Genomic DNA, 23,427 nt, shown 5'->3' on the forward strand with positions numbered 1-23,427 from the left:
TATAGGTGACCGTCAGGGCAAATCAGCGTGGCGCTCGGACCTTGATCCCTGCTTGATCCAGGGCTTCACGGGTGGCCTTCACCAGATCCAGGGCACCCGGCGTGTCGCTGTGCAGACAGATGGAATCGAATTCGATGAACAGGTCCTCGCCTTCGACAGTGCGCACCAACCCGGTCTGGCACGCCCGCAAGACCTTGGCGGCAACGGCTGCCGGCGCCAGTGTGCGAACGTTGCGGGTGAACACGATGGAGCCACTGAGGTCGTAATCACGGTCGGCATAGAACTCGCGAACCACCGGCTGGCCAAGCTCACAGGCAACGCGCCAGATCACCGAATTGGGCATGCAAAACAGCAACAGGTCCGGCTCCACTCGTTGCAGGTTTTCCACTAGCCGACGTGCGGCCTCTTCATCCCGTGCAAGGTGCATGTAGAGCGCACCGTGAGGTTTGATGTGCTGCAAGGGCACGCCTTGTGCCCGTGCGATTTCCCGCAGGGCGCCGAGCTGGTAGAGCATGTCATCCACCAGTTCCTGGGCCGTGGCGTTGATATGCCGACGGCCGAAACCGACCAGATCGCGGAATCCCGGATGGGCACCGATAGCCACGCCCAACCGTTTGGCCTGCTCGACGGTGCGACGCATGGTGCCAGGGTCGCCGGCGTGAAAGCCGGTGGCGATGTTGGCTGAGCTGATGAAGCCCATCAGCTCATTATCGACGCCATCGCCAAGGGTCCAGGGGCCGAAACTCTCACCCATGTCCGAATTGAAATCCACTGCCTGCATCACTGGTGCTTCCTCTTTCGTGACTTCATGCCTCCACGTTAAGACGGCCCTTACCCCTTGGGAAGATCTATTATCAGATAGACCATCTTCTGATAATCAGATAATGATGGCGGCTTCACAGACCACCCGACTCCAGGAACGTCCATGTCTCTCACGCTGCGCCAAGTGCGCTACTTCGTCGCCACCGCCGAGATCGGCCAGATTTCCCAGGCGGCGATTCACCTGAACATCTCCCAGTCGGCGGTGACCACGGCGATCAAGGAACTGGAAGCCATGCTCGGCACGCAGTTGTTTCTGCGCTCAGCCCAGGGCATGAACCTGACCGACGCCGGACGGCATTTCCTCAATCGCGCGTATGTGATCCAGCGCAGCGTCGATGATGCTCTGAACAGTCCGCTGCCGGACTACCGCGCCAGTGGCGTGCTGCACCTGGCGGCCAGTTACACGGTCATCGGCTACTTCTTGCCTCACCATCTGCAACGCCTGGAGCATTGGCACCCCGACGTCACCATCGAAGTGCATGAACAGGAGCGCCAAGCCATTGAAGTCGGCTTGCTGGAGGGCAGTTTCGACATGGCCGTCGTGCTGACAGCCAACCTGACCCACCCGGATATCATCTCCGAAACCCTGTTCAACTCTGAACGCCGCCTGTGGTTGCCCAGCCATCATCCGCTGTGCGATCGCGCTACGGTCAGCCTCGCCGATGTGGCACGGGAACCCTATATCCTGCTCACCGTCGACGAAGCCGAACAAAGCGCCAGACGTTACTGGGAACATGCCGGGCAATCGCCCAACGTTCGCGTGCGCACCAGCTCGGTGGAAGCCGTGCGCAGCATGGTGGCCAACGGCAGCGGAGTGGCGATCCTTTCGGACCTGGTGCACCGCCCCTGGTCCCTGGAGGGCAAGCGCATCGAAACCGTGACGCTGAGCGATTCGGTAACGCCCATGAGCGTCGGCCTGGCGTGGCACCGCGAGCGCGCCTTTACCCCGGCGATGCAGGCCATGCGTGATTACTTCCACGATGCCTTTCTTGCGCCGCAGCAACTGTCGTCACGGCGTTGATGGATCAGATACGAAAACTGCCCACGCTGACCTGTACACGATCTGGGGCAACTCCAATCCGAAAGTCTCGAAGTCCAAATAAGGGTGACAAAAGAAGGTGAGCAGGCACCTAATGCCTGCCAGTTAAGCCGTAACGCGATCTGTAGCAGCTGGCGAAGCCTGCGTTCGGCTGCGCAGCAGTCGTGAAATCAGGCGATGCGGTGTTTCAGGAAGACCTCGTGCTCAGGTTTCACGACTGCTGCGCAGCCGAACGCAGGCTTCGCCAGCTGCTACCAAGAATGTGTTTCGCCTGAGATTTTCTTAACGGGCAGGCATTATGTGCAGGCAGCTCGCTTTCGCACGATGTCATGTGATCGAGGTGGCACGAACGCGAAGCGACCACACCACCTCAATCCGGCTAAATCAGTTAGCCCTGCGTCGCTCCCGGCCAGCCGGCCTGATGCAAGGCGTTGAGCAACGTTTCGGCATCCAGCCCCGGCACCGCATGCCCGTTGCCTTCGGCGGTGTCGGCGGCCAGCAAGGCGTTGATGATGGCCTCCTCCACGGCTTCGGTGGCCGCCAGGAACAACTCGCTGATGTGGTCGTTGTTGACCATGCTCAGGTTGTCGGTGGTTGGCGCGCGCTTACTCTCGTAAGCAGCCGGCGGCACGTGCTGATTGCCGGTGGAGAAGGCGATGAAAATGTCACCGCTGTGGTCTTCATTACCGCCGCCGGTGCGGGCGAGGCCAAGGCTGGCACGCTGCGCCAGGCGCGTGCATTGGTGCGGCAGCAACGGCGCATCGGTGGCCAGGCAAACGACGATCGAGCCCATGCCCGGATGCGGCAGCAACGCTTTGAGAAACGGCGAGTCGACCTGTTCCATGTAGCGTCCGACGGGGTAGCCATCGACGCGCAATTCATTGCGGATGCCGTGGTTGGCCTGGACGATGGCGCCAACGGTCCAACCGCCCTGAGCAGCGTTCAGACGCCGCGAAGCCGTGCCGATCCCGCCCTTGAATTCGTGACAGATCATGCCGCTGCCACCGCCCACCGCCCCTTCGGTGACCGGGCCGCTCGCCGCCGAGCGCAGGGCTTCGGCCACGTGTTCAGGCTTCACGTGAAAACCGTTGATGTCGTTGAGCAATCCGTCGTAGGTCTCGAGCACCACCGGCATGTTCCAGTAGAGCCGTCCATCATCCCGTTGCTGCTCACGGTCCAGCACAATCAGCGCATCGCGCACCACGCCCAGGCTGTGGGTGTTGGTGAAGGCGATCGGGCTGGTCAACAGTCCCGCCTCGCGAATCCACTCCAGACCGGTGGCGTCGCCGTTGCCGTTCAGCACATGGACGCCGGCGAAGCACGGCTGCTCGCTGGTGGAACCGGCACGTGGCTCGATCAGGGTGACGCCGGTCAGGATGTCGCGGCCCTTGGCGGTGCGTCCTCGCACATTACTATGGCCGACCCGTACGCCGGGGACGTCGGTGATGGCATTGAGGGGACCGGGTTGCAGTTGGCCGAACTGGATGTTCAGGTCACGGGCACGTGGTTTCATTGTCTCTTTCATAATCTGGGTCTTATTTTGATGTGTTTGAGGAAAGGGATTGGTTAGTCAGCAGCAGCTGCTGCCGAGTCTGCCCATCAAGCGCCGGTCTTGACCGTGTTCCAGGTGCGGGTGCGCACGCGCTCCATCTTCAGCGGGAGTGGTTCAAGCGGAAATAGCGTGTCCAACACTTCCTTGGACGGATACACCCCGGGGTTGTCGCGGATTTTCTGCTCTACAAGCGCGGTGGCATCCTTGTTGGCGTTCGGATAGCTCAGGTAGTTGGATGACTCGGCGATGACTTCGGGGCGCAGCATGTAGTTGATGAACGCTAACCCTTGTTCCGGGTTCGGCGCATCGTTGAGCTGCACCAGACTCTCCACCCACACCGGGGCACCTTCGCGTGGAATGCTGTAGACAAGGTGGCGTCCACTGCCAGCAAGTTCGGCAGCTTTTTGTGCATCAGCGACGCCCCCGGCCCAGCCGAGCACGACGCAGACGTTGCCATTGGCCAAATCAGAGATGAACTTGGAAGAGTCGAAGTAGACGATATGGGGGCGCAGTTTCAGCAGCAGTTCCTGGGCTTTTTTGTAGTCCTCCGGGTTCTGGCTGTTGTAGGGCAGTCCAAGGTAGTGCAACGCAATGGGAATGATCTCGCTAGGGGCGTCAAGCATGGCCACACCGCATTGACTCAACTTGGCCAGGTTTTCTTCCTTGAAAATCAGGTCCCAGGAATTGACTGGCGCATCTGCGCCGAGTATCGATTTAACCTTGTCCGCGTCATAGCCGATGCCAGTGGTACCCCACAGATAAGGGGCCGCATAGCTGTTTCCGGGATCGTTGGTCTGCAACTTGGCGAGGATGCCGGGGTCGAGATGGGACCAGTTGGGTAACTTGCTGCGATCCAGCTTCTTGAGCACACCCGCTTTGATCAGGTTCGGCAGCAGGTCGGCACTGGCGACCACTACGTCATAGCCACTTCGCCCTGCCATCAATTTGCTTTGCATGACGTCGCTGTTATCGAACACATCGTACACAGCGCTGACGCCTGCTTCTTTCTGGAAGTCTTTCACCGTATTCGGGGCAATGTAGTCATACCAGTTGTAGATATGAACACTGGGTTTGGCAGCGTCATCGGCCTCGGCGCAGACCAGGCCGAAACTGAACAGCGCGGCCAGCGCGAATTGCATGTAACGAGTCGGTTTCATCGGGATGCTCCAGAGCATTAGTACTGGGTCCATGGACACCTGCACTGCTCCTGCTAGTGTGTGAATTATTGTTGTGGTTGGGTCGAAATCGGCGTCAATACGGAACAATCACTCCCGATTCAGGGAATCAGTAGTTCACGGCGACCCTCTTCGTGCTCAATCTGCTCGCCGGTCAGGAGCAGGCGACGGTCACTGAGGTAGTCGTAGTCGCGGCGGGCCGTGCGCAGCAGGTCGAGGTCCAGCTCTACCACCTGCCGGCACTCTGCGCGCCCCGCTTCGAACAACGTGCGCCCGAAGGGATCGATCGCTGCACTCCCACCGGCAAAAACCAGGCCTTCATCGCCGTCGCCGACGCGATTGACCATCACCGCAAATGCCTGGTTTTCCTGAGCGCGCGCCATGATCGCGGTGCGGTGGACAGGGCCGTAGGGATCCATGTTGCCGTTAGTGACCAGGATCAGCTCGGCACCGAGTTGACCGAGGGCTCGGGCACTTTCCGGCAACTCAATGTCGTAGCAGATCAGCAGTCCGACACGGACACCCTTCCAGAGCACGGTGGCGTAGCGGTCTCCCGGCTGGAACATGCCCCGTTCCGAAGGCCAAAGGTGAGTCTTGCGATAGCTCAAGGCGATCCCTTCCGGGGTTACCAGCAGGGAGGTGTTATAGAAGGTGCCGGCGTCGTTCTCAGCCATGCCGATCGCCACCGAGACGTTCCGCTCGCGTGCGGCGCGCTGCACAGCCTGAACACTGGGCCCGTTCAGGGGCTCGGCGACTTCGGCGAGCTGTTGCGCGCTGGCGAATCCCATTAACTGGGTTTCTGGAAATATCAGCAGATCGGTATCCTCTGCACAGGTAGCGATGGCCTGCAAGGTACGCTCTAGGTTATAAGCGGTGTCGCCATCGCGACCGGTAAGTTGTACGAGTTCAATCTTCATCGGTGATCCTTTCACGTGTATGTGGGCTCGCCAAACTGCACAGCACCCGCCAGGGCTGGATGGAGTATGGAGAGCCACAAAGTGGAAAGTAATCACATCGATGGGGTAACCCCGTATGGGTAGAAACGTGAGCATGACCTTGCAGGACATGGCCTGGCACCAGGCGATTGGCCGGCTGATTGAAACACTTGACCGTCCTGTTTTCTGGTTGTCGCTGGTGCGTCTGCTGGACAGATACATTCCCGTGGACAGCTGGGTCGTGCTGATTTTCAGCAATGGGCGCCCGCAGGTGCTCGCAGAATGCCCTGGCAAGGACGGCGGGCCGGACCCACTGTTTCAGGACTACCTCAAAGGCCTGTACCTGCTCGACCCCTTTTACCTGGCCAACCGGGAAACACCGCAGAACGGTATATTTTGGCTTACTGACGTGGCGCCGGAATGCTTCGAACAGACCGACTACTACCAACGCTATTTCCGCCTCAATGTCGTTGCCGACGAAGTGCACATCAACGTCCAGCTGGACGCGGAGCGCACCCTCAGCCTGTCGCTGGGAAGCGAGGGCCGCTTCAGTCCAGAGCAGATCGCCTTGCTCAGCCTCATCCAGTCCTGGGTCGCTGCCCTGATGCGTCAGCGCATGGCGTTCGAACGAGAGGTGCCGGATCAGCCGCCGGCGCCGGCGCCACGCTGGCAAAACTGGCTGGACTCGACTGACCAGCAGTTGGACACGCCGCTCTCCGCCCGAGAACTGGAAGTGGGTCGGCTAATGCTCAGCGGCTGTTCGAACAAGGAGATCGCACGCAAGCTGGCGATTTCCGCCGAGACCGTGAAGGTTCACCGTAAGCACATGTACAGCAAGCTCGGCATTAAATCCCAGACCGAGCTGTTCTCACTGTTTCTGAACGCGCAGAGTTGAGGTCGCCGCTATCGAGGGACGGTTGCGGTATTGAATTTTCCGCAACTTTATGTCGAGATGAGGCTGAATTGAAAAAGTCAAAAATACTGTTTTCAGCCTGTTATGCAGTAGCGCATTCTTTGATCTTTAGTTCTGTCTACTCGTCATGATCTGGGTAACGCCCACATGAAAACGGTCACAGCCCTTCTTGCCTGTCTAGCCACTGCCAGTGTGTTCGCGGTGACGAGCACCTGTGCGAACGCGGCGTCCTTCAAGACCAGCTTCGACTGCACCACGGCAAGGGCATCCATCGAAAAGCTTATTTGTCGCGATTCGCAACTGGCGCAGATGGATCTCGAATTGACGCGTCTTTATCGCCTGGCGCTCACGGATGAACATTCAGTACCGCGTCCCGACAAAGTCATGATCGACCAGCAGTTCTGGATCGACGCCCGCAATCAATGTGCCTCCGATCGGGAGCCCAAGGCGTGCACGATCCGAAGTTATGCCGAGCGCGCCCACCAGCTACGCCAAGGCTCGGCCATTGTGCGAACCAAGGATCCAGACAGACTCACCGAAGGTCCCCTGGCGTTTCGTTGTACGGGGCTTAACGCGCCGATTGCCGCCACCTTCTTTATCACCCAGCCGGGTATCGTGTACCTGAAATGGGCGAACACCTCGATCACCCTGAACCAGGTGCCGAGTGATTCGGGAACCCAATACACGGGCAAGGATTCCCTGGGGAACTATCGCTTCTGGCAAGACGGTGATGTGGTCCTTTTCCAGAAACCAGGCTCAGCACAAATGAGTTGTACGGCTGAGCCGGTCGGTTGATTGCTGATCACTCATCCGGCAGCTGCTCGAAGTATTCCTGCTCAAGCTTGTGAATGAACGCATAGCCAGTCCCGACCCGCACCAGTATCCCCGCGTCGACAGCAACGTCGAGAACACGGGAGTAGCGCAAGGGGACGCTTCCTCCAAGCACCAGCAGCGCTCTCACGATGTAATACGCGGCGCTCCGGATGCCTCCGCATAGAGCAAACACCACCGTTGCTGACGCAATGCCTATGTACCGAAAGTACCAGAACGAATCGACGGTACGCCCAGCGATCAGTTCGAGCAGCATGAGTATCGATACGCTTGCCAACGCAGACGCCAACGCGAGCATAAGTGCAATGAGGAACAGACGACCCATCGAGTGCCTGGCTTGATTCAGATGTTCTGGCGTCTTCAGGGTTACTGCACCAATCAGTGCGCCAACCGCGGTGGCGAAGACCATCATAAAGACAAAGCAAGTCCATATGGTTATAAAACCAACTCGAACAAGCGCCCAGAGTGGCGTCGATGACTTGTCGCCACCATTCCAGTCGATGGCGAATTGAAACAACGATTCGATTGTGCCATCTCCGGTAGTTATCCAGGAAACCGCCATCATCGAGAACAGCGGCACAATGAAGAAGCCCCCTATTCCTTTGATAATAGACTTGCCATATTCAGTGAAAATAGTAAGTGCAAGTCCGCCCAACACCAGCACGACGACCACCCACTTCAGCAAACCTTTCGTGATTAAAACAGGCGTAGCAACGTACAACAGGCTACCAGCGATAACCGCGGCCATCTGCCAGATCGCGAGTACGACCGCAACGACGATGCCGATACCCGCGCCTTTCATTGAACGTTTCAGGCTCCAATGCACGCGCTCATAGATTGGCACGTCGTCGATACTCATTAACATCCAGGCCAATGAGACCGGCAGCACCCAGCAAGCACTCATCCCGGCGGAAATCCAGTTATCACCGTTGGAGGCAAGGAAGAAGAGTGTCGCTTTGGCTGCCAGCAGACTGCTTATCAATATAGCCAGACCGACTGCAGCAACGTGCTGCCACCGCCTGTTAAACCAAGACGTCGAGATATCCGACAGAAAAAACACAGCGCTGCGGGTTTCGGAATAGCTGTGTGCCATTTGCTTCACCGCGTGCATCGTCATCTCTCTCGAGATGTTCTTGTACCTGGCCTTGGAGCTCGCACGGAGCTCGAAAGCCTTGTCAATGTAGGCGGCGAACAAACCGTTGACCGTCGGCGTGACATCCCGCGGTGCCGAGTCGTCCTGCTGATAAACGAAAGCCATGACAGACAACATTAAGGGGGATCGGCAGAGTTCGAGTAGTTCTGGCGTCTCCCTGAACGCCTGGCTCAGGTCAGCCAGGTCGTTGTCCTCGATGAAGGCGGTGACCTGGCTACTGGTCATTGGCAGCACTTCGATCGCCAAATCCGGACGCACCTTATTGGTCAAGGCTTCGTATTCTGACCGACGGCACGTGACAAATACACGGCCCAAATACGTGCCCTGGAACGCGGAAAGACAACGGGCGCAAAAATCACGGACGGGCTCGGGGACTTCGTCCAAGCCATCAAGGTAGAGGTCAAGGGCACCGTCATTCAGCCAATCGCTTACGAAAGAAGCGTTGGTTTTGTATAGGTTCACGACCTGCTGGATGAGCCAGAGGCGAAAGCAGTTTGAGAACGCAGACTCGTTGCCGGGATCCTTGACTTTATTCGCCGCCCATGACGACAGCCAGACGACAGCGGGGATCGGTTTGTCGTAATCACCTTGCCCTGCCTCGAGCGCTTGCCGGGCACATTCGAGCAACAGCATCGATTTACCGGCTCCCGGCTCGCCCAAAATCAACACGTGGCGCACATGCTCGTCGTTCAACGACGACAGCAGCCGCGTCATGTCAAAATCCGCAGCTGCAATCTTGCGTGTCGGCGCTTTATCGCCCGAGGCGATCTGAGTCATGTGATGCAGGTCAGGCCTGCGTTTAAACGGAATGGCGAGGAAGTGTCCACCCAGTAGTCGCTGGCTGAGTGGGCCCTCGACAAAGTCGGTCAAAACCCGGTTGCGCAGAATGGTTCTTGCCTTGCGGATGCCCTTTTCCGGGGGGCTCAGGCGGATTGTCAGAGGGTCGATTGGCGGCTCGGACTGCACATCTGCGTCGGCAAGATGTCGACGAAATTTTGAATCGGTCCACGCGCCCGCCATACGCGCCACAGCAAGGCGTTGCTTAAAGTGCTGTTCGACATGCTGGGTGACTCCGAAAATCCAGATGTCGCCGGGGGTGGGCGTATCACGCAGCAGGACCGTCGCGCCCGAGAATCCGCGCCAATCTTCATTGGGGCTCTCAGGCTGATAGGCTGGGTCGATGCCGAAACTAAGCGTCGGGTTGTTTTCGTCAGTCAACTGGCCGGATGGAACGAACAACGCGCGCTTCTCGTCGATCCGCGCCCCTCGCGGGAAACCCAATCCGAGCGCGTGGTGCAGATGAGTGGTTTCAATCAGCCCGACGCGCGTGCGAAATGCCGGAACCAGGTCAGACATACCGGGTTCAGATCGGATTTCGAGCAGGGCCAAGTCAAGATCATCCCCGCCCTCCCACGCAAGGATCGCGTCCCGCCATGCCCAGGCTGCGCCCTCCTTCCGCCATCCCAATAGGCGCACCTGCCAGTTCTCTTTGAGCACTGCAGAGTCGTCCGCCTCCTGTAAAACATGACGCGCCGTCAGAATAAGATTGCGGCCGATCAGTCTCCCGGAACCGAAGCAATCGACGGTAATGTGCTGAACTTGCGCGACGTCAGCGTAGAGTCGCGAGAGTACATACGCCATATCGGGTCGACTCTCAATCAGACTCGCGGTTGTTGTCCCGAATCAGGATCGGCTTGCCTTCCCTGTCGACAGGTTCCAACACCAGTTTGACTTTATGGGTGTTGGACGAAGTCGTTTTGGCCTTGCCGGACAAATCGATCAGCGACAGCACCTTGAAACCGCCGCCAGCCTCGCCCTCCAGCGAAAAAGTGATATCCATTTCGACCTCGACGGACTTCGGGATAAAGCGAATGTTCGCCGCCCCCCCGTCTTTCACCGCACTCTCGAGTTCCGATCGAAGGGCGCGTATCGCGTCCTGGAGGCTTAACGTAGTCATCAGGTGTCTCTCCTACATGGCATAAGGCAGTCACATACTTCTTGTTCGAGATAAACAGAAAATAGGTTAGCAGTCTTGTATGCCACGCACCCGGTAGTTGCTCCGCATTTGGGTATTCCAGACGACGTTCACGAGTCCTGGCGTTCATGGCCCAGCGGGCGCACGCGATCAGACCGTGTTGGTCAAGGCGCGCCGCATGGGGTGATGGTGTCCAACCCAAAAGCCGTGGTCGGCCTGATCGAGACAGCAGCCATTGCAAAATAGCCGCATAACAATCAATGCAGCGCCCCTGCTTTAAAGGAACGCTGCATCAACTCATCGGGTGTGCTTCATTTGTCGTCCGGTTTTTCTGACGATTGTGCGCGACTCTCCATGTTTTCCTCGGCGTTGGGCGGTGTTGGAACACTGCCAGGCGTGAACACGTGAGTCAGCAATTCCCGGGCATCGATTTCGACGACACCCGGCACCGTGCGGGCCAGAGCGACAGCCTGCTCACACTGTTTATGGGTGTTGACGCGACCGCTCAGCGCCACCGTACCCGCAAAGGTTTTGACATGGATCTGCAGGCCAAGGGTCGGCTCGCCCAGTGCCAGGGCCGACTTCACCCTGGCGGTAATCCACGCGTCGTGAGCGACTGTTTCCAGTTGATCAGAGTAATGCTTAAAGGATTGAAGTTTCATGGCAGACCCCTCTCTCGAGTCACAGACACAAACACAAACACCTATTAAGTATAGTTCGGCGTCGGGATGTTCAGCGTTTGACTGACAAATCGGTCTGGGTCATGCGACTGCGGAGGGTGAACACCCCATCTCCAGAGAGAATGGCGCTGCGAGCAAACAACCGACCACTCTCCCAGTTCGAAAGCCCCAGTTCCGGCTTGTTCAGGGCGTACTGGCCATCGACCCAGCGGGTGATTCCGTTGCCGACAAAAGGTGCGTTGACCGCGTTATAGAAACGCTCCTGCGCGACACCGTCTTCACTGATCAGCGACACGGTAAATTGCGGGCTGTAGCGATTGAACAAGGCGATGGCCGTGTCCAGGTCATCAACGATCTTCAGGCTGACTTCCGGGGTTTCCTCCCATTCCCATTCGCGGCCCAACTGATCTTCGGGCAGCGGTTCGGCCAACGCTTCGGTCTGGTAGCCGTCGGCACGGTAGACGTCGACCGTTTCGGTCAGCCAATTGCCGGGCAAATACGACTCGCTGCCCTCGACGATGTGCAACTTGCAGCCTTCTTCCCGTGCGGTGCCGGCCTGTTGCAAGGCGTTCAGAAACAGCGGCACCAGTTCGGCCGCGCGATCGCGGTGAATCAGGCAGACATTCAGGGTGTTGCAGACTTTGCGGTCCAGGGAATGGCGCACCACAGCGGCGAAACGCGTGGCGTCGGCGTCCTTATCGGCGATTAACCAGGCGCCACCGGTGCCGTGCAGACTCACGGCGGTGCCCGCCTGCTGCGCGATGCTGCCCAGTTGACTGACGGCACGACCCGAACCACGGGCCACGGCCAGCGACAAACGCCGGTCGGCGAACATCGCCCAGCCGGCGGCGTGGTTGACGCTTTCCACCAGCGATACTGCGCCGGCCGGCAACCCGGCGTCACTCAGTGCAGGGTTCAACGCGTGGGTGACGATGGCTTGCGCCGTGCCCAACGCATCGCTGCCAATGCGCAGCACGGCGGTGTTGCCGGTGCGCAATACACCAGCGGCATCGGCGAAGACGTTTGGCCGGCCTTCGAAGACGAACGCGACGATGCCCAGGGGCGAGACCACTTGTTCGACTTTCCAGCCGTCATGCTCGACGCAACTGACGACTTTGCCGCGCGTGGCTGACGCATCGCGCCAGGCCCGCAGGCCGGCGATCATGTCACGGCGCATGCGTTCATCGGCCAGTAAACGCGTGGTCGAACGTCCACGCGATATGGCCCACTCGATGTCGGCCAGGTTGGCGGCCTCGATCAAGGCCCAGCAGTCCGGATTTTCAAGGCGTTGGGCAAAGCAGTCGAAGAACGTGCTGATCGCCTGATCCGAAACAGCGGACATTGCCGTAAAGGCCGCTTCGGCTCGCTCGATTGCCACCGCCGCCGCTTTCTGATCAGCGACGGGAACCAGCAACAATTCGCCACTGACCTGCTCCACCAGAAGGTGGTCGCCGGGCTGAAAGCGCGCCGCCAGTTCGGGGCTGACCACAGTGAAACGATTACCGGCAAACGGGATCGGCGTGCCAGCGATTAGACGTTCGAGCACAAGAGACATCAGGCGGTTTCACCATGCAGTGGGCGGCCTGAAAATGTATAGGAAAAGCGGTTCACCGTCATCAGCGCGCCACCGCGTGCCATTCCGCCCCCTGCCTGTCAGATGCCCGGCGGATCGTCCGGAGTGTCCTGCACCCACTGCCAAAACAACTGATAGCCGACCGCAAGCACCACCGGCCCGATGAACAGCCCGATGATCCCGCCCGTCACCATGCCGCCCAAGGCACCGATCAGCACCACCGGCATCGGCACATCGACACCGCGCCCCAACAGCAACGGCTTGAGTACGTTATCGACCAGCCCGGCGATGAACACGTAGATGGCAAAGGTGATGGTCGCCGTGCTGGCCCCTTCAGTGGCAAACACATACGCAATCACGGGCAGCGTAATCAGGGTCACCGGCAACTGCAAAATGCCGAGCAACAACACCGCAAGGGCCAGCAAACCGGCACCCGGAACCCCCTTGAGCACGAAACCGACGCCCACCAGCAGCATCTGAATGAAGGCGATGCCCACCACGCCCAACGCGACCGCCCGGATTGTTGCCGTGCACAGTTCGGCGATTTTCGGCCCTTTGACCGGACCGTTGATGCGCGAGGCGATCTGCACGGCGCTGCGGCTACCCGCTTCACCATACGCCATGAAGATGCCCGCGATAATCAAGGCGAAGATAAAGGTAAGAAAACCCATGCCGACACCGGCAAGCTTGCTCAGCAAGGTCAGGCTGACGCCTTTTATTTGCGGTATGTACTTCACCGTCAGCCCCGGTAGATCGGTTGAGGCTTGCAGCCAAATACCGGACAGCGGCTTACCCACCAACGGCCAACCGGCGACTGAATCGGACGGAGGAGGGATGTGAAAACCGTCGACCTTGACCACGTTCATGGTGTTCTGGACCGAGTCTGCGATCGAGGTACCCAACAGATAGATCGGCACCATGAGGATAATGACGGCGATCAACACAATCAGCGTGGCAATACGCCCTTCATTTTGTCCCAGCGGGCCCATGAGCCGCTTTTGCAGGGGATAAAGGGTGATCGCCAGGATCACCGACCACAGCATCAAGTCGCGGAACGGACTGAATATCTGGAAGCAGAACAGCACCAGAACGAGAATCAGCCCGGCGCGAATAAGGACATTGAGCAGGCTTCTGGGCCAATTTTTTTCAGAGCTAGACGAGGGCACCACGGCTGCCTCCTTGCAGATCGCTGCAAAGGTATGGGATCGGTTAGCCCAGCATAGACGCTCAATACGCCGCGTGAAGATTCAACGCAACTTTAGTGGATCGACCATTTCAGCCGCGATGGCCATGCCCACCAGGTCCGGCAACGTATTGGCCTGCATACGCTTCATCACGCGTGAGCGGTACAGGTCGACGGTTTTTGCGCTCACGCCCAGTTGCTCGGCGATTTCACGGGTGGTGTAACCCTGCACCAGCGGCAGCAACACATCGCGTTCCCGTGGCGTCAGTGTGAGAAGACGCGCCTGCAAGGCGTCGTGGCCCTGGTTACCTGAGCGGTTGTTCTCGCAGTTGCTGAGCGCCTGTTGCACGCTGTCCAGCAGCAACTGCTCGTTATAGGGTTTCTCGATGAAATCGTGGGCGCCGGCCTTGAAGGCGCGCACCACAATCGGCACATCGGCGTGCCCGCTGACGAAAATGATCGGCAGGTTTAGCTCGCGCACACGCATTTCTTCCTGGACGTTCAACCCCCCCATGCCCGGCATGCGCACATCCAGCAGCACACAGGCATTGAGCGTGGCATCACAGGCATTGAGAAACTCGACGCCACTGGTAAACGGCAACGCCTTGAGCCCGACCGATTCCAACAGCCAAACCGTTGAATCGAGCATCCCCTGGTCATCGTCGACCACGTACACCACGTGCTCCGTCACACCTGCCATTGCATTATTCCTGTTGTTGTTTTGTTGGGCCGGCGAGCGGCAAGCGGCAACACATCAGCAGTCCGACAGACTGACGCCGGGCCTGCAATTCGCCACCGAAACCTTCGATGATGCTGCGGCTCATGGACAAGCCAAGCCCCAGGCCGTCGGCCTTGCTGGTATAGAACGGGGTAAATATCTGCTCCAGTTCCGACTCGCTGACGCCCGGCCCCTGGTCTTGCACTCTGATTTCCACGGTGGCACCACCGCCCTGCTCCGCCGCCATCACGATCAGCGAAGGCTGCCCCGGATGTTGTTCGCGGTTGGCATCGATGGCATTGCGCAGCAGATTGAGCAGCACCTGCTCCAGCAACACCCGGTCGGCATAAACGGGCGGCAGATTATCCGGCAGCCGATCCTCGATTGTCACTTGGCAATTGCTCGCTTCCCAGGCACATAAACGCACGGCCTCGCGGGCGACCTCGGTAAAATTCAGCGCTTGCATGCGCCGCTGCCCCTTGCGCAGAAACGCCCGCAACCGCTTGATCACTTCCGAGGCATGCGTGGCGTGATGGGTGATGCGTTGCAGTCCTTGCGCCACGCGTTCAGCCGCTTGAGGATTGGAGCCCAGTGTCTGTAAGTAACGCTGGCTGGCATTGGCATAATTGACCACGGCCGCCAACGGCTGATTGATTTCGTGAGCGATACCCGAGGCGAGCTCACCCAACGTGACCAATCGCGCGGTGTGCGCCAGTTCGTCCTGATGACGGCGCTGTTGCACTTCGCGCAATTCACGCTCAGTCATGTCCCGCGCCACCAGCGAGTAATAGCGCTCGCCACCCGCCGAACGATGCGCCAGCAACACCAGCGACACCGGCACGGACATGCCGCCACCCGGTGGTTGCAAGCGTGCTTCGGTGCTCCAGACCCCCTCACGTTCGGCGCTGCTCCAGCCGTCCCGTTGCAAACGTGTCAGGTCAGCGCTGGCGAACAACTCGGCCAGGGCCGGCATCGGTTGTTGCTCGTCGATCCCGAGGATGCGCCGCGCCGCGGGGTTCAGGTAAGTGACCTGCCCTTCGGGGTCGATGAACAACACCGGGTCGGTGTTGGCCTCGACCACTTCAGCCAGGCGCCGTTTGTTCTCTTCGGCCTGCACCCTTGCGGTGATGTCCCGGGAAACGCTGACCACTTCGACGACCGCGCCGGTATAGGTTTCACGGATCGCCCGGCTGGCGGTTTCGAACCACAGGTAATGCCCGGCACGATGGCGGATGCGATACGTCATGGTGTGATAACCGTCCTGCTCCAATGCGTCCCGCGCGCGCTGCACCAGGTTGGCGAGGTCCTGGCCATGGAACAGACCCTGGGCCATTTTGCCGCGCAGCTCTTCGGGCCAATAGCCGAGCAACGTCCAGGACGCGGGCGACGCATCGAGAAAACGCCCGTCCGGGGTATGCCGGGAAATCAGGTCGGTGGTGTTCTCGATGATCAGCCGATACAGCCGCCGTGCCGTGGCCGCTTCACGCTCGGCCAGCACTTGTACCGTGGCATCGCGGCAGCGCGCGAGCACGCGGTTGTCCTGGGGATCGGGAATAAACGTCCAGATCAGGATCCGCGTTTCGAATTGAGCCTCGACGCCTTCGATGGCGCGTTGCTGGTCCAGACACGCGCGCACCAGCACCCGGTGATTCACCGGTAGAAAGCCCAGCACGTCGGTCAGCGGTTTTTCAGCGAGCAATGCCAGCAGCGCCGCGTTGAACTCCAGCGGTCGGCCCTGTGCATCGAGTAACAGGCTTGGTTGCGGATCGTGCCCCAACAGCGGTGAGCCGCGCAGCATGCCATTGACGCTACTCAACAAGGTGGTCAGCAAGTCCTGCACCCAACCCAACCAATCGAAACTGACGCCCTCGCACACTTCCACCAGCAGCAACCCCGCCTGCCCTGGCTGTAGCGCCAGATCAAACACCTGGCCATGGCTGATCGCGGCCCGGCGCAACCGACCCGACAGCCAGCAATCGAGTTGACGGACTTGCGCCAGGTCCAGACGCCCGGCCTCAACCAATCCATCGAACAGCAACTGATCGCTCGCCAGCGCCGGCTCACCCTGGCCGGGTGGAAAATGCTGGGCGGAGCCTTCATGGCTGTAAATCCGCGCATGAGGTTGCCAGCTCAGATAAACCGCCCGGCGCACCTCGGGGCACTCCTGCAACGCACGGCACAAGGCATCGGCCCGAGCGGCCAGCGACACACCCTCGCGCTGCAGGCGCAACCAGCTGTGCAATCGAACGGGAGTCAGGGTCATCACAGGTCCGCTTCTTTGGGGGAGATAAGGATATACCGGCCTTGGGGATATGACTGTAGCCATTTAGATCAGTAAGAATCAAATATAGTACATATCCTATACGCTATAGGTTGTACTTCCATATCAATTGGAAATTGTTATATAAAGCACACCGGACATAAAAGGTGACCTCAGCGGCTAAGCTGAAAGGTCACCGATAGAGCTAACAATCAGCCACCGAGTACCCGTCATGTCGATCTATGAACAAGGGCTAGGCCCTACGGCTGTCAATCACATTGCCTTGTCTCCGCTCAGCTTCATCGAGCGCACCGCCAGCGTTTACCCGAACTACCCCGCCGTCATCCATGGCTCGATTCGCCGCACCTGGGCCCAGACCTACACCCGTTGCCGCCGCCTGGCCTCGGCGTTGGCCGGTCGCGGTATCGGCAAGAACGACACTGTGGCGGTGATGCTGCCCAACATCCCCGAGATGCTTGAAGTGCATTTCGGCGTGCCGATGATTGGCGCCGTGCTCAACCCGCTCAACGTGCGCCTGGATGCCGAAGCCATTGCCTTCATGCTGCAGCATGGCGAGGCCAAGGTGCTGATCACCGACCGTGAGTTTCATAGCGTGATTCACGCGGCCATCGGCATGCTGGATCACCCGCCGCTGGTCATCGATGTCAACGATCCGGAGTACGGAGAAGGTCAGGCCGTCAGCGATCTGGACTATGAAGCGTTGCTCGCTGAAGGCGACCCGGACTTCGCCTGGCAATGGCCGGAGAACGAATGGCAAGCCATCTCGCTGAACTACACCTCTGGCACCACCGGCAACCCAAAAGGCGTGGTCTACCACCATCGCGGCGCTTACCTGAACTCATTGGGCAACCAGATGACCTGGTCCATCGGCAACCATCCGGTGTACCTCTGGACGCTGCCGATGTTCCATTGCAACGGCTGGTGCTACCCATGGACCATCACGGCGCTGGCCGGTGTCCACGTGTTCCTGCGTCGCGTCGATCCGCAGAAAATCCTCACGCTGATCCGCGAACACCAGGTCACTCACCTGTGCGGCGCGCCAATCGTGCTCAACGCGCTGGTTAACATGCCGGAGTCGGCGAAAGCAGCCATCGACCACCCGGTCAACGCCATGGTCGCAGGCGCCGCACCGCCGGCCAAAGTGATTGGCGCCGTGGAAGAAATGGGCATCAAGGTCACGCACGTCTACGGCCTGACCGAAACCTATGGCCCGGTGACGCTGTGCGCCTGGCATGCCGAGTGGGATGAGTTTTCCCTGGATGAGCGGGCACAGATCAAATCCCGTCAGGGCGTGCGCTACCCGACGCTCGAAGGCGTGATGGTCGGCGACTCCACGACACTGGAACCCACCCCTCGTGACGGTCAGACCATCGGCGAGGTCTTCATGCGCGGCAACACCGTGATGAAGGGTTACCTGAAGAACCCGACCGCCACCGCTGAAGCCTTCGAGGGCGGCTGGTTCCATACCGGCGACCTGGCGGTCTGTCATCCGGACGGTTATGTCGAGATCAAGGACCGACTCAAAGACATCATCATCTCCGGCGGCGAGAACATTTCCACCATCGAACTCGAAGGCGTGCTCTATCGCCACCCGGGCGTGATGGAGGCGGCAGTGGTCGCGCGTCCCGATGAGAAATGGGGCGAAACACCTTGCGCCTTCATCACCTTGAAAGCCGATCACCAGGACGTGCGTGAGGCGGACATCATCAGTTTCTGCCGCGAACACCTGGCCGGCTTCAAAGTCCCACGCACCGTAATCTTCACCCTGTTGCCGAAGACGTCCACCGGCAAGATCCAGAAGTACGTTCTGCGCGACAGGGCCAAAGCCCTCTAACCCGAACCTGAGTTTCACCCACCCAGCGGCAGGTGCTTCACCCGCCGCTTCGGGTTCGTGCGGGTCGAATTCGGTACGGCCAGCGCTTCCAGTCATTGATTGAAATGGCACGGCCCGCTCAAGCGCGCCGTGTCTATCGCACAACCGTCCATTGAGGTTTACGTCATGCCCCAATTCAACGCCCCGCTACGCGACATGCGCTTTGTCCTGCATGAAGTGTTCGACGCCCCGACCTTGTGGGCACGCTTGCCGGCCCTGGCCGACACCGTCGATGCCGATACTGCCGACGCCATTCTTGAGGAAGCGGCGAAAGTCACCAGCCACCTGATCGCGCCGTTGAACCGCAGTGGCGACGAAGAAGGCGCGCACTGGATTTATGGTGAGGTCACGACCCCCGTCGGGTTCAAGCAGGCCTATGCCACCTACATCGAAGGCGGATGGGTAGGCCTGTCCGGCAACACCGAATTCGGCGGCATGGGCATGCCCAAGATGCTGGCCGTGCAGTTTGAAGAAATGCTCTACGGCGCCAACTCGAGCTTTGCGCTGTATTCGGCACTGAGCTCCGGGGCTTGCCTGGCGCTGGATGCCCACGCCAGTGAGACCCTGAAAAACCTGTACCTGCCGCCGATGTATGAAGGCCGCTGGGCCGGTTCCATGTGCCTGACCGAAGCCCATGCCGGCACCGACCTCGGGATTATCCGCACCCGCGCCGAACCTCAGGTCGATGGCAGCTACAGACTCACCGGCAGCAAGATCTTCATCACCGGTGGCGATCAGGACCTGACCGAAAACATCGTCCATCTGGTGCTGGCCAAACTGCCGGACGCGCCTGCCGGGCCGAAAGGCATCTCACTGTTTGTGGTACCCAAAGTGCTGGTCAATGCCGATGGCTCCCTCGGGCATGCCAACGCCGTGAGTTGCGGTTCGATCGAACACAAGATGGGCATCAAGGCCTCGGCCACTTGCGTGATGAACTTCGACGGCGCCAGCGGTTGGCTGGTCGGCGAAGCCAATAAAGGCCTGGCGGCGATGTTCACCATGATGAACTACGAACGCCTGTCCATTGGCATTCAGGGCATCGGTTGTGCCGAGGCGTCCTATCAGAGCGCTGTGCGCTATGCACGCGAACGCGTTCAAAGCCGTGCGCCAACCGGTGCCATGGCGCCCGATAAAGTGGCCGATCCGATCATCGTCCACCCTGATGTGCGACGCATGCTGCTGAGCATGAAGGCGATGACTGAAGGCGGTCGTGCGTTTGCCAGTTATGTCGGCCAGCAACTCGATCTGGCGAAGTTTTCCGCTGACGCCCAGGAGCGCGACACCGCGCAGACCCTGGTCGCTCTGCTGACGCCGATTGCCAAGGCGTTCTTTACCGACACCGGCCTGGAAAGCTGCATCAACGGCCAGCAAGTGTTCGGTGGCCATGGCTATATCCGCGAATGGGGCCAGGAACAATTGGTCCGTGACGTGCGCATCGCACAGATCTACGAAGGCACCAACGGTATCCAGGCACTGGACCTGCTCGGGCGCAAAGTGCTGGCTGACAATGGCGTCGCCCTGCGTCAGTTCACCGCTGGAATTCGCCATTTCGCTCATCAGCCCGACGCGCCCTACAGCGCTCAGCTGCTCGACGCCGTGCAACGCCTGGAGGACCTGAGCGGCTGGCTGCAGGACCGGGCCGCCACCAATCGCAACGAAGTCGGCGCCGCCTCGGTGGAGTATTTGCACCTGTTCGGTTACGTCGCCTACGCCTGGCTTTGGGCGCGCATGGCACAGGTCGCGCAGAAAAAACACAGCGACGACCCTGAGTTTTACGGCGCGAAGATCGCCACCGCCGACTTCTACATCCACCGCCTGCTGCCGCGCATTTTGAGTCTGGAACAATCCATCCGCGCCGGCAGTGGTTCGTTGTATGGCCTGAGTGCCGAGCAGTTCTAACGATTGAACCGCACGCGGCGTCACGCTCCTCTCTTTTGGCGTTCGCGTTTTTTATCGATAAGCCCTCGCCTATTCGGCGAGGGCTGCGGGACCTGTCTTTCCATAATAAAAATAAAGGGGTTTCAACATGGACCGTCACACCCGCAATCTGGCGACCCGACTGCTGCTGGCCGGTGGCGTTATCAGCCTCTCGGCCCCCGCCGCAGCGGACTTTGTCAAAGACAGCAAGGCCAGCCTTGAGCTGCGCAACTTCTATTTCAACCGCGACTATCGCCAGGCCAACGCCCCTCAATCGAAACAAGAGGAATGGGCGCAGGGCTTTTTGATGCGCTACGAATCCGGCTTCACCGAGGGCTTGATCGGCGTCGGCTTTGATGCCATCGGCCTGCTCGGCGTCAAACTCGACTCCAGCCCCGATCGCGCCGGCTCCGGCCTGCTCAAACGCCACAGCGACACGAGCAAGGGTGCTCAGGACGAGTATGGAGAACTGGGCCTGACCGCCAAAATACGCGCCTCTAAAAGTGTGCTGAAACTCGGCACGTTGCTGCCCAAATTGCCGACAGTATTGGCCAACGATTCACGACTGTTGCCGCAAACCTTCAAGGGTGGTCAGTTGACGTCGCTGGAAGTCGAAGGCTTGACCGTGGATGCCGGGCGGCTGACGCAGGTCAACCAGCGCGACTCCTCGGACTATGAGGACATGGGCATCACCCGGACCGGCGCCAAAGGCATTACCACGCGTCATTTGGGCAGCGACAGTTTCGATTTCGCCAGCCTGAACTACAAATGGACCAGCAACCTCGCCACGGGCTACAGCTACGGTCATCTCGACAATTTCTACAGTCAGCACCTGGTGAACCTGACGTACATGCTACCCATCACTCCGGGGCAGTCGTTGAAGACGGATCTGCGCTTCGCCCGCTCAACGGATGATGGCGGCAGCAATGTCGACAACAAGGCGTTGGGCGCGATGATTACCTACAGTCTCGGCGGGAACGCTTTCGGTCTGGGTTATCAAGGCATGAGTGGCGACACCGGTTTCGCCTACGTCAACGGCACCGATGCGTTCCTGGTGAACTTCGTGCAGATCGGTGACTTCGCCAGCAAGGATGAAAAGTCCTGGCAGGCGCGTTACGACTACAACTTTGCGGCCCTTGGCGTTCCTGGCCTGACCTTTATGACGCGCTACATCAACGGCGACAATATCGATCTGGGCGGCAACCGCCCGGAAGGCAAGGAATGGGAGCGCGACACCGATATCGGTTACGTCATTCAGGGCGGGCCGCTGAAAAACGTCGGGGTGAAATGGCGCAACGCGACGGTTCGTTCGACTAACTTTGGCAGCGACCTGGATGAAAACCGTTTGATCGTCAGTTACACCTTGCCGATCTGGTAAGTAGATCAAAAGATCAAAAGATCGCAGCCTGCGGCAGCTCCTACAGAGTACGCATTCCTTCTGTCGGAGCTGCCGCAGGCTGCGATCTTTTGATTCTGCTCTACCAAACCGCGGCAGTGGCCAGAGTAGGATAAGATGCCTGCAAACCAGGCTCGCCACGAGACGCCCCGCATGACAGATAACAGTCGGAACACTCCCCGCCTGATCAAGAAGTACCCCAATCGCCGGCTGTATGACACTCACACCAGCAGCCATTTGACCCTGGCGGACATACGCCAGTTGGTCGTCGATAAAATCGCATTTCAGGTGGTCGATGCCAAGAGTGGCGAGGATCTGACTCGCAGCATCCTGCTGCAAGTCATTCTGGAGGCTGAAAGCGGCGGTGAGCCCATCTTCACCAGCGAGATGCTGATGGGGATCATCCAGTTCTACGGCCCCTATCAGGGTGTACTGGGCAGTTACCTGGACAAGAGCATTCAGACCGTCATCGATGTTCAGTCGCAGACCGGTGCACAGTCATCCGAAGCCTGGAGCACCTTCATGCACCAGCAAGCGCCAGTGATGCAGGATTTGATGCGCCAGTACGTCGACCAGTCCAAGGCGCTCTATCTGAACACCCAGAACCTGTTCGGCATGTTCGGCGGCAAGCCGGATTCCGATACCGGAACGAAAAAAAATGGCGATGGGGAGTAATCCCATCGCCATCGGTGTTGCCTTACTGATTTGACTTACTTGTTACCGCTGGTGGCCTTGGCGCTGGCTTCCGGGGCCGCTTTTGCGGTGGCGGCAGTCGCGCTCTCGAAACCACTCTGAGCCACATCGGCAGCCTGTTTCACTGCTTTCTGTGCGCTTTCAAACACCGTACCGGCATTCGCCAGGCCCGACTTGAACGCGGCCACGACAGGCTCGGAGCCGGCCGGTGCATTCTTGCTGATCGCTTCAACGAACTCTTGCACCTGCTGGGTGCCCGCCTCGACCTGACTCGACGTCAGTTTGGCGATGTCCGACTGCGTCCCCACGATCAGCGCTTGAACCTGACGATTGAACTCGGCCAGACGCTCGCTCTGCGCGCTCGGCTGGGTGAAAGAAGCCTGCAGCTCAGCGAAACCTTGTGGATCGCGCACGGCCAGCAGCTTGCGGACACCGTCAAAGTGCTCTTCGGTGGAATCACGCAGTGCCTTGAACTGCAACTGGCTGAGCTGTTCAACACTGGCGAAGACTTTGCCGCTGATTTGCTGCAAAAGGTCGAGGTTGGCTTTCTGAGCGGTTTGCAGTTTTTCCGAGTTGAAAAAAGACATGCTTGAATCTCCTGGTACTGGAAGGCCCAGAGGGGCCTGAGGACGCGACAGCAATCCGGCCAGTCATCGCGCTAGCCTTGATATTGCAGTGCACAAAACTATTTGGCAATGTCTATTTTTGTGCGGTGCAA

19 protein-coding genes are annotated in these 23,427 nt (G+C 59.3%); 7 read left to right on the forward strand and 12 right to left on the reverse strand.

The features are described from left to right. Positions 1–22 precede the first annotated feature (22 nt). On the reverse strand, positions 23–781 hold the full coding sequence (locus JFU37_RS16950) for a 5-oxoprolinase subunit PxpA (protein ID WP_201116553.1): 759 nt from the start codon (positions 779–781) through the stop codon (positions 23–25). A 144-nt stretch (positions 782–925) separates the two neighbouring features. Between JFU37_RS16950 and JFU37_RS16955 the strand changes: the two genes are divergently transcribed. Continuing rightward, entirely contained in the window at positions 926–1,843 is a 918-nt protein-coding gene (locus JFU37_RS16955; RefSeq protein WP_201116554.1) for a LysR family transcriptional regulator, read from the forward strand. Positions 1,844–2,249: 406 nt separating this feature from the next. On the opposite strand, the gene JFU37_RS16960 is transcribed toward JFU37_RS16955, so the two are convergent. The 3 genes from JFU37_RS16960 to JFU37_RS16970 all read right to left on the reverse strand — a co-directional run bounded on the left by JFU37_RS16960 (position 2,250) and on the right by JFU37_RS16970 (position 5,505). Continuing rightward, a complete protein-coding gene (locus JFU37_RS16960) occupies positions 2,250–3,374 on the reverse strand; it encodes a DmpA family aminopeptidase (protein WP_201116556.1) in 1,125 nt (374 codons plus the stop codon). Between the two features lie 86 nt (positions 3,375–3,460). Further along, on the reverse strand, positions 3,461–4,570 hold the full coding sequence (locus tag JFU37_RS16965; protein ID WP_201116557.1) for a polyamine ABC transporter substrate-binding protein: 1,110 nt from the start codon (positions 4,568–4,570) through the stop codon (positions 3,461–3,463). Between the two features lie 119 nt (positions 4,571–4,689). Further along, positions 4,690–5,505 (reverse strand): carbon-nitrogen hydrolase family protein, encoded by an 816-nt coding sequence (locus tag JFU37_RS16970; protein WP_201116559.1) that lies wholly within the window; start codon positions 5,503–5,505, stop codon positions 4,690–4,692. Positions 5,506–5,632: 127 nt separating this feature from the next. On the opposite strand from JFU37_RS16970, the gene JFU37_RS16975 reads away from it, so the two are divergent. Next, positions 5,633–6,418: a LuxR C-terminal-related transcriptional regulator gene (locus tag JFU37_RS16975; RefSeq protein ID WP_201117138.1), complete on the forward strand. Its 786-nt coding sequence runs from the start codon at positions 5,633–5,635 to the stop codon at positions 6,416–6,418. Between the two features lie 165 nt (positions 6,419–6,583). Next, positions 6,584–7,231 (forward strand): MliC family protein, encoded by a 648-nt coding sequence (locus tag JFU37_RS16980; RefSeq protein WP_201116562.1) that lies wholly within the window; start codon positions 6,584–6,586, stop codon positions 7,229–7,231. Positions 7,232–7,238: 7 nt separating this feature from the next. On the opposite strand, the gene JFU37_RS16985 is transcribed toward JFU37_RS16980, so the two are convergent. From JFU37_RS16985 to JFU37_RS17015, 7 genes are all read right to left on the reverse strand, one after another. Beyond that, positions 7,239–10,061 carry a hypothetical protein gene (locus JFU37_RS16985; protein ID WP_201116564.1) on the reverse strand — a complete coding sequence of 941 codons (2,823 nt, stop codon included), beginning with the start codon at positions 10,059–10,061 and terminating at the stop codon, positions 7,239–7,241. A 13-nt stretch (positions 10,062–10,074) separates the two neighbouring features. Continuing rightward, a complete protein-coding gene (locus tag JFU37_RS16990) occupies positions 10,075–10,377 on the reverse strand; it encodes a trypco2 family protein (RefSeq protein ID WP_201116566.1) in 303 nt (100 codons plus the stop codon). Positions 10,378–10,706: 329 nt separating this feature from the next. Further along, positions 10,707–11,057 carry a BON domain-containing protein gene (locus JFU37_RS16995; protein WP_201116568.1) on the reverse strand — a complete coding sequence of 117 codons (351 nt, stop codon included), beginning with the start codon at positions 11,055–11,057 and terminating at the stop codon, positions 10,707–10,709. Positions 11,058–11,127: 70 nt separating this feature from the next. Then, a complete protein-coding gene (locus JFU37_RS17000; protein WP_201116579.1) occupies positions 11,128–12,630 on the reverse strand; it encodes an aldehyde dehydrogenase family protein in 1,503 nt (500 codons plus the stop codon). Between the two features lie 98 nt (positions 12,631–12,728). Beyond that, entirely contained in the window at positions 12,729–13,817 is a 1,089-nt protein-coding gene (locus tag JFU37_RS17005) for an AI-2E family transporter (RefSeq protein ID WP_201116581.1), read from the reverse strand. 78 nt (positions 13,818–13,895) lie between these two features. Then, positions 13,896–14,531 carry a response regulator transcription factor gene (locus tag JFU37_RS17010; protein ID WP_201116584.1) on the reverse strand — a complete coding sequence of 212 codons (636 nt, stop codon included), beginning with the start codon at positions 14,529–14,531 and terminating at the stop codon, positions 13,896–13,898. A 4-nt stretch (positions 14,532–14,535) separates the two neighbouring features. Then, on the reverse strand, positions 14,536–16,812 hold the full coding sequence (locus JFU37_RS17015; RefSeq protein WP_201116586.1) for a PAS domain-containing sensor histidine kinase: 2,277 nt from the start codon (positions 16,810–16,812) through the stop codon (positions 14,536–14,538). A 229-nt stretch (positions 16,813–17,041) separates the two neighbouring features. On the opposite strand from JFU37_RS17015, the gene JFU37_RS17020 reads away from it, so the two are divergent. The 4 genes from JFU37_RS17020 to phaR all read left to right on the forward strand — a co-directional run bounded on the left by JFU37_RS17020 (position 17,042) and on the right by phaR (position 22,691). Further along, positions 17,042–18,664, forward strand: coding sequence for an acyl-CoA synthetase (locus JFU37_RS17020; RefSeq protein ID WP_201116587.1), 1,623 nt, complete (start codon positions 17,042–17,044; stop codon positions 18,662–18,664). Between the two features lie 165 nt (positions 18,665–18,829). Next, the gene (locus tag JFU37_RS17025; RefSeq protein ID WP_201116588.1) at positions 18,830–20,602 is read left to right on the forward strand and encodes an acyl-CoA dehydrogenase C-terminal domain-containing protein; all 1,773 of its coding nucleotides are present in this window, start codon (positions 18,830–18,832) and stop codon (positions 20,600–20,602) included. 127 nt (positions 20,603–20,729) lie between these two features. Beyond that, positions 20,730–21,998 (forward strand): OprD family porin, encoded by a 1,269-nt coding sequence (locus tag JFU37_RS17030; RefSeq protein WP_201116589.1) that lies wholly within the window; start codon positions 20,730–20,732, stop codon positions 21,996–21,998. 171 nt (positions 21,999–22,169) lie between these two features. After that, positions 22,170–22,691: a polyhydroxyalkanoate synthesis repressor PhaR gene (gene phaR, locus JFU37_RS17035; RefSeq protein ID WP_201116590.1), complete on the forward strand. Its 522-nt coding sequence runs from the start codon at positions 22,170–22,172 to the stop codon at positions 22,689–22,691. Between the two features lie 35 nt (positions 22,692–22,726). Here phaR and phaP read toward each other — a convergent pair whose 3' ends face one another. After that, positions 22,727–23,296, reverse strand: coding sequence for a TIGR01841 family phasin (gene phaP / locus JFU37_RS17040; RefSeq protein ID WP_201116597.1), 570 nt, complete (start codon positions 23,294–23,296; stop codon positions 22,727–22,729). Between the last annotated feature and the right edge of the window lie 131 nt (positions 23,297–23,427).

Origin of the sequence: Pseudomonas sp. TH41, from assembly GCF_016650695.1 — a bacterium.
Taxonomy (GTDB): domain Bacteria; phylum Pseudomonadota; class Gammaproteobacteria; order Pseudomonadales; family Pseudomonadaceae; genus Aquipseudomonas.

Bases quoted from the DNA above. Each gene is read 5' to 3' on its own strand.
- JFU37_RS17025 (WP_201116588.1), top strand. From the start codon at position 18,830: ATGCCCCAATTCAACGCCCCGCTACGCGACATGCGCTTTGTCCTGCAT.
- JFU37_RS16960 (WP_201116556.1), bottom strand. From the start codon at position 3,374: ATGAAACCACGTGCCCGTGACCTGAACATCCAGTTCGGCCAACTGCAA.
- JFU37_RS16995 (WP_201116568.1), bottom strand. From the start codon at position 11,057: ATGAAACTTCAATCCTTTAAGCATTACTCTGATCAACTGGAAACAGTC.
- JFU37_RS16970 (WP_201116559.1), bottom strand. From the start codon at position 5,505: ATGAAGATTGAACTCGTACAACTTACCGGTCGCGATGGCGACACCGCT.
- JFU37_RS17030 (WP_201116589.1), top strand. From the start codon at position 20,730: ATGGACCGTCACACCCGCAATCTGGCGACCCGACTGCTGCTGGCCGGT.
- JFU37_RS17020 (WP_201116587.1), top strand. From the start codon at position 17,042: ATGTCGATCTATGAACAAGGGCTAGGCCCTACGGCTGTCAATCACATT.
- JFU37_RS16990 (WP_201116566.1), bottom strand. From the start codon at position 10,377: ATGACTACGTTAAGCCTCCAGGACGCGATACGCGCCCTTCGATCGGAA.
- phaP (WP_201116597.1), bottom strand. From the start codon at position 23,296: ATGTCTTTTTTCAACTCGGAAAAACTGCAAACCGCTCAGAAAGCCAAC.
- JFU37_RS17010 (WP_201116584.1), bottom strand. From the start codon at position 14,531: ATGGCAGGTGTGACGGAGCACGTGGTGTACGTGGTCGACGATGACCAG.
- JFU37_RS17000 (WP_201116579.1), bottom strand. From the start codon at position 12,630: ATGTCTCTTGTGCTCGAACGTCTAATCGCTGGCACGCCGATCCCGTTT.
- phaR (WP_201116590.1), top strand. From the start codon at position 22,170: ATGACAGATAACAGTCGGAACACTCCCCGCCTGATCAAGAAGTACCCC.
- JFU37_RS16965 (WP_201116557.1), bottom strand. From the start codon at position 4,570: ATGAAACCGACTCGTTACATGCAATTCGCGCTGGCCGCGCTGTTCAGT.
- JFU37_RS16985 (WP_201116564.1), bottom strand. From the start codon at position 10,061: ATGGCGTATGTACTCTCGCGACTCTACGCTGACGTCGCGCAAGTTCAG.
- JFU37_RS16955 (WP_201116554.1), top strand. From the start codon at position 926: ATGTCTCTCACGCTGCGCCAAGTGCGCTACTTCGTCGCCACCGCCGAG.
- JFU37_RS16950 (WP_201116553.1), bottom strand. From the start codon at position 781: ATGCAGGCAGTGGATTTCAATTCGGACATGGGTGAGAGTTTCGGCCCC.
- JFU37_RS16980 (WP_201116562.1), top strand. From the start codon at position 6,584: ATGAAAACGGTCACAGCCCTTCTTGCCTGTCTAGCCACTGCCAGTGTG.
- JFU37_RS17015 (WP_201116586.1), bottom strand. From the start codon at position 16,812: ATGACCCTGACTCCCGTTCGATTGCACAGCTGGTTGCGCCTGCAGCGC.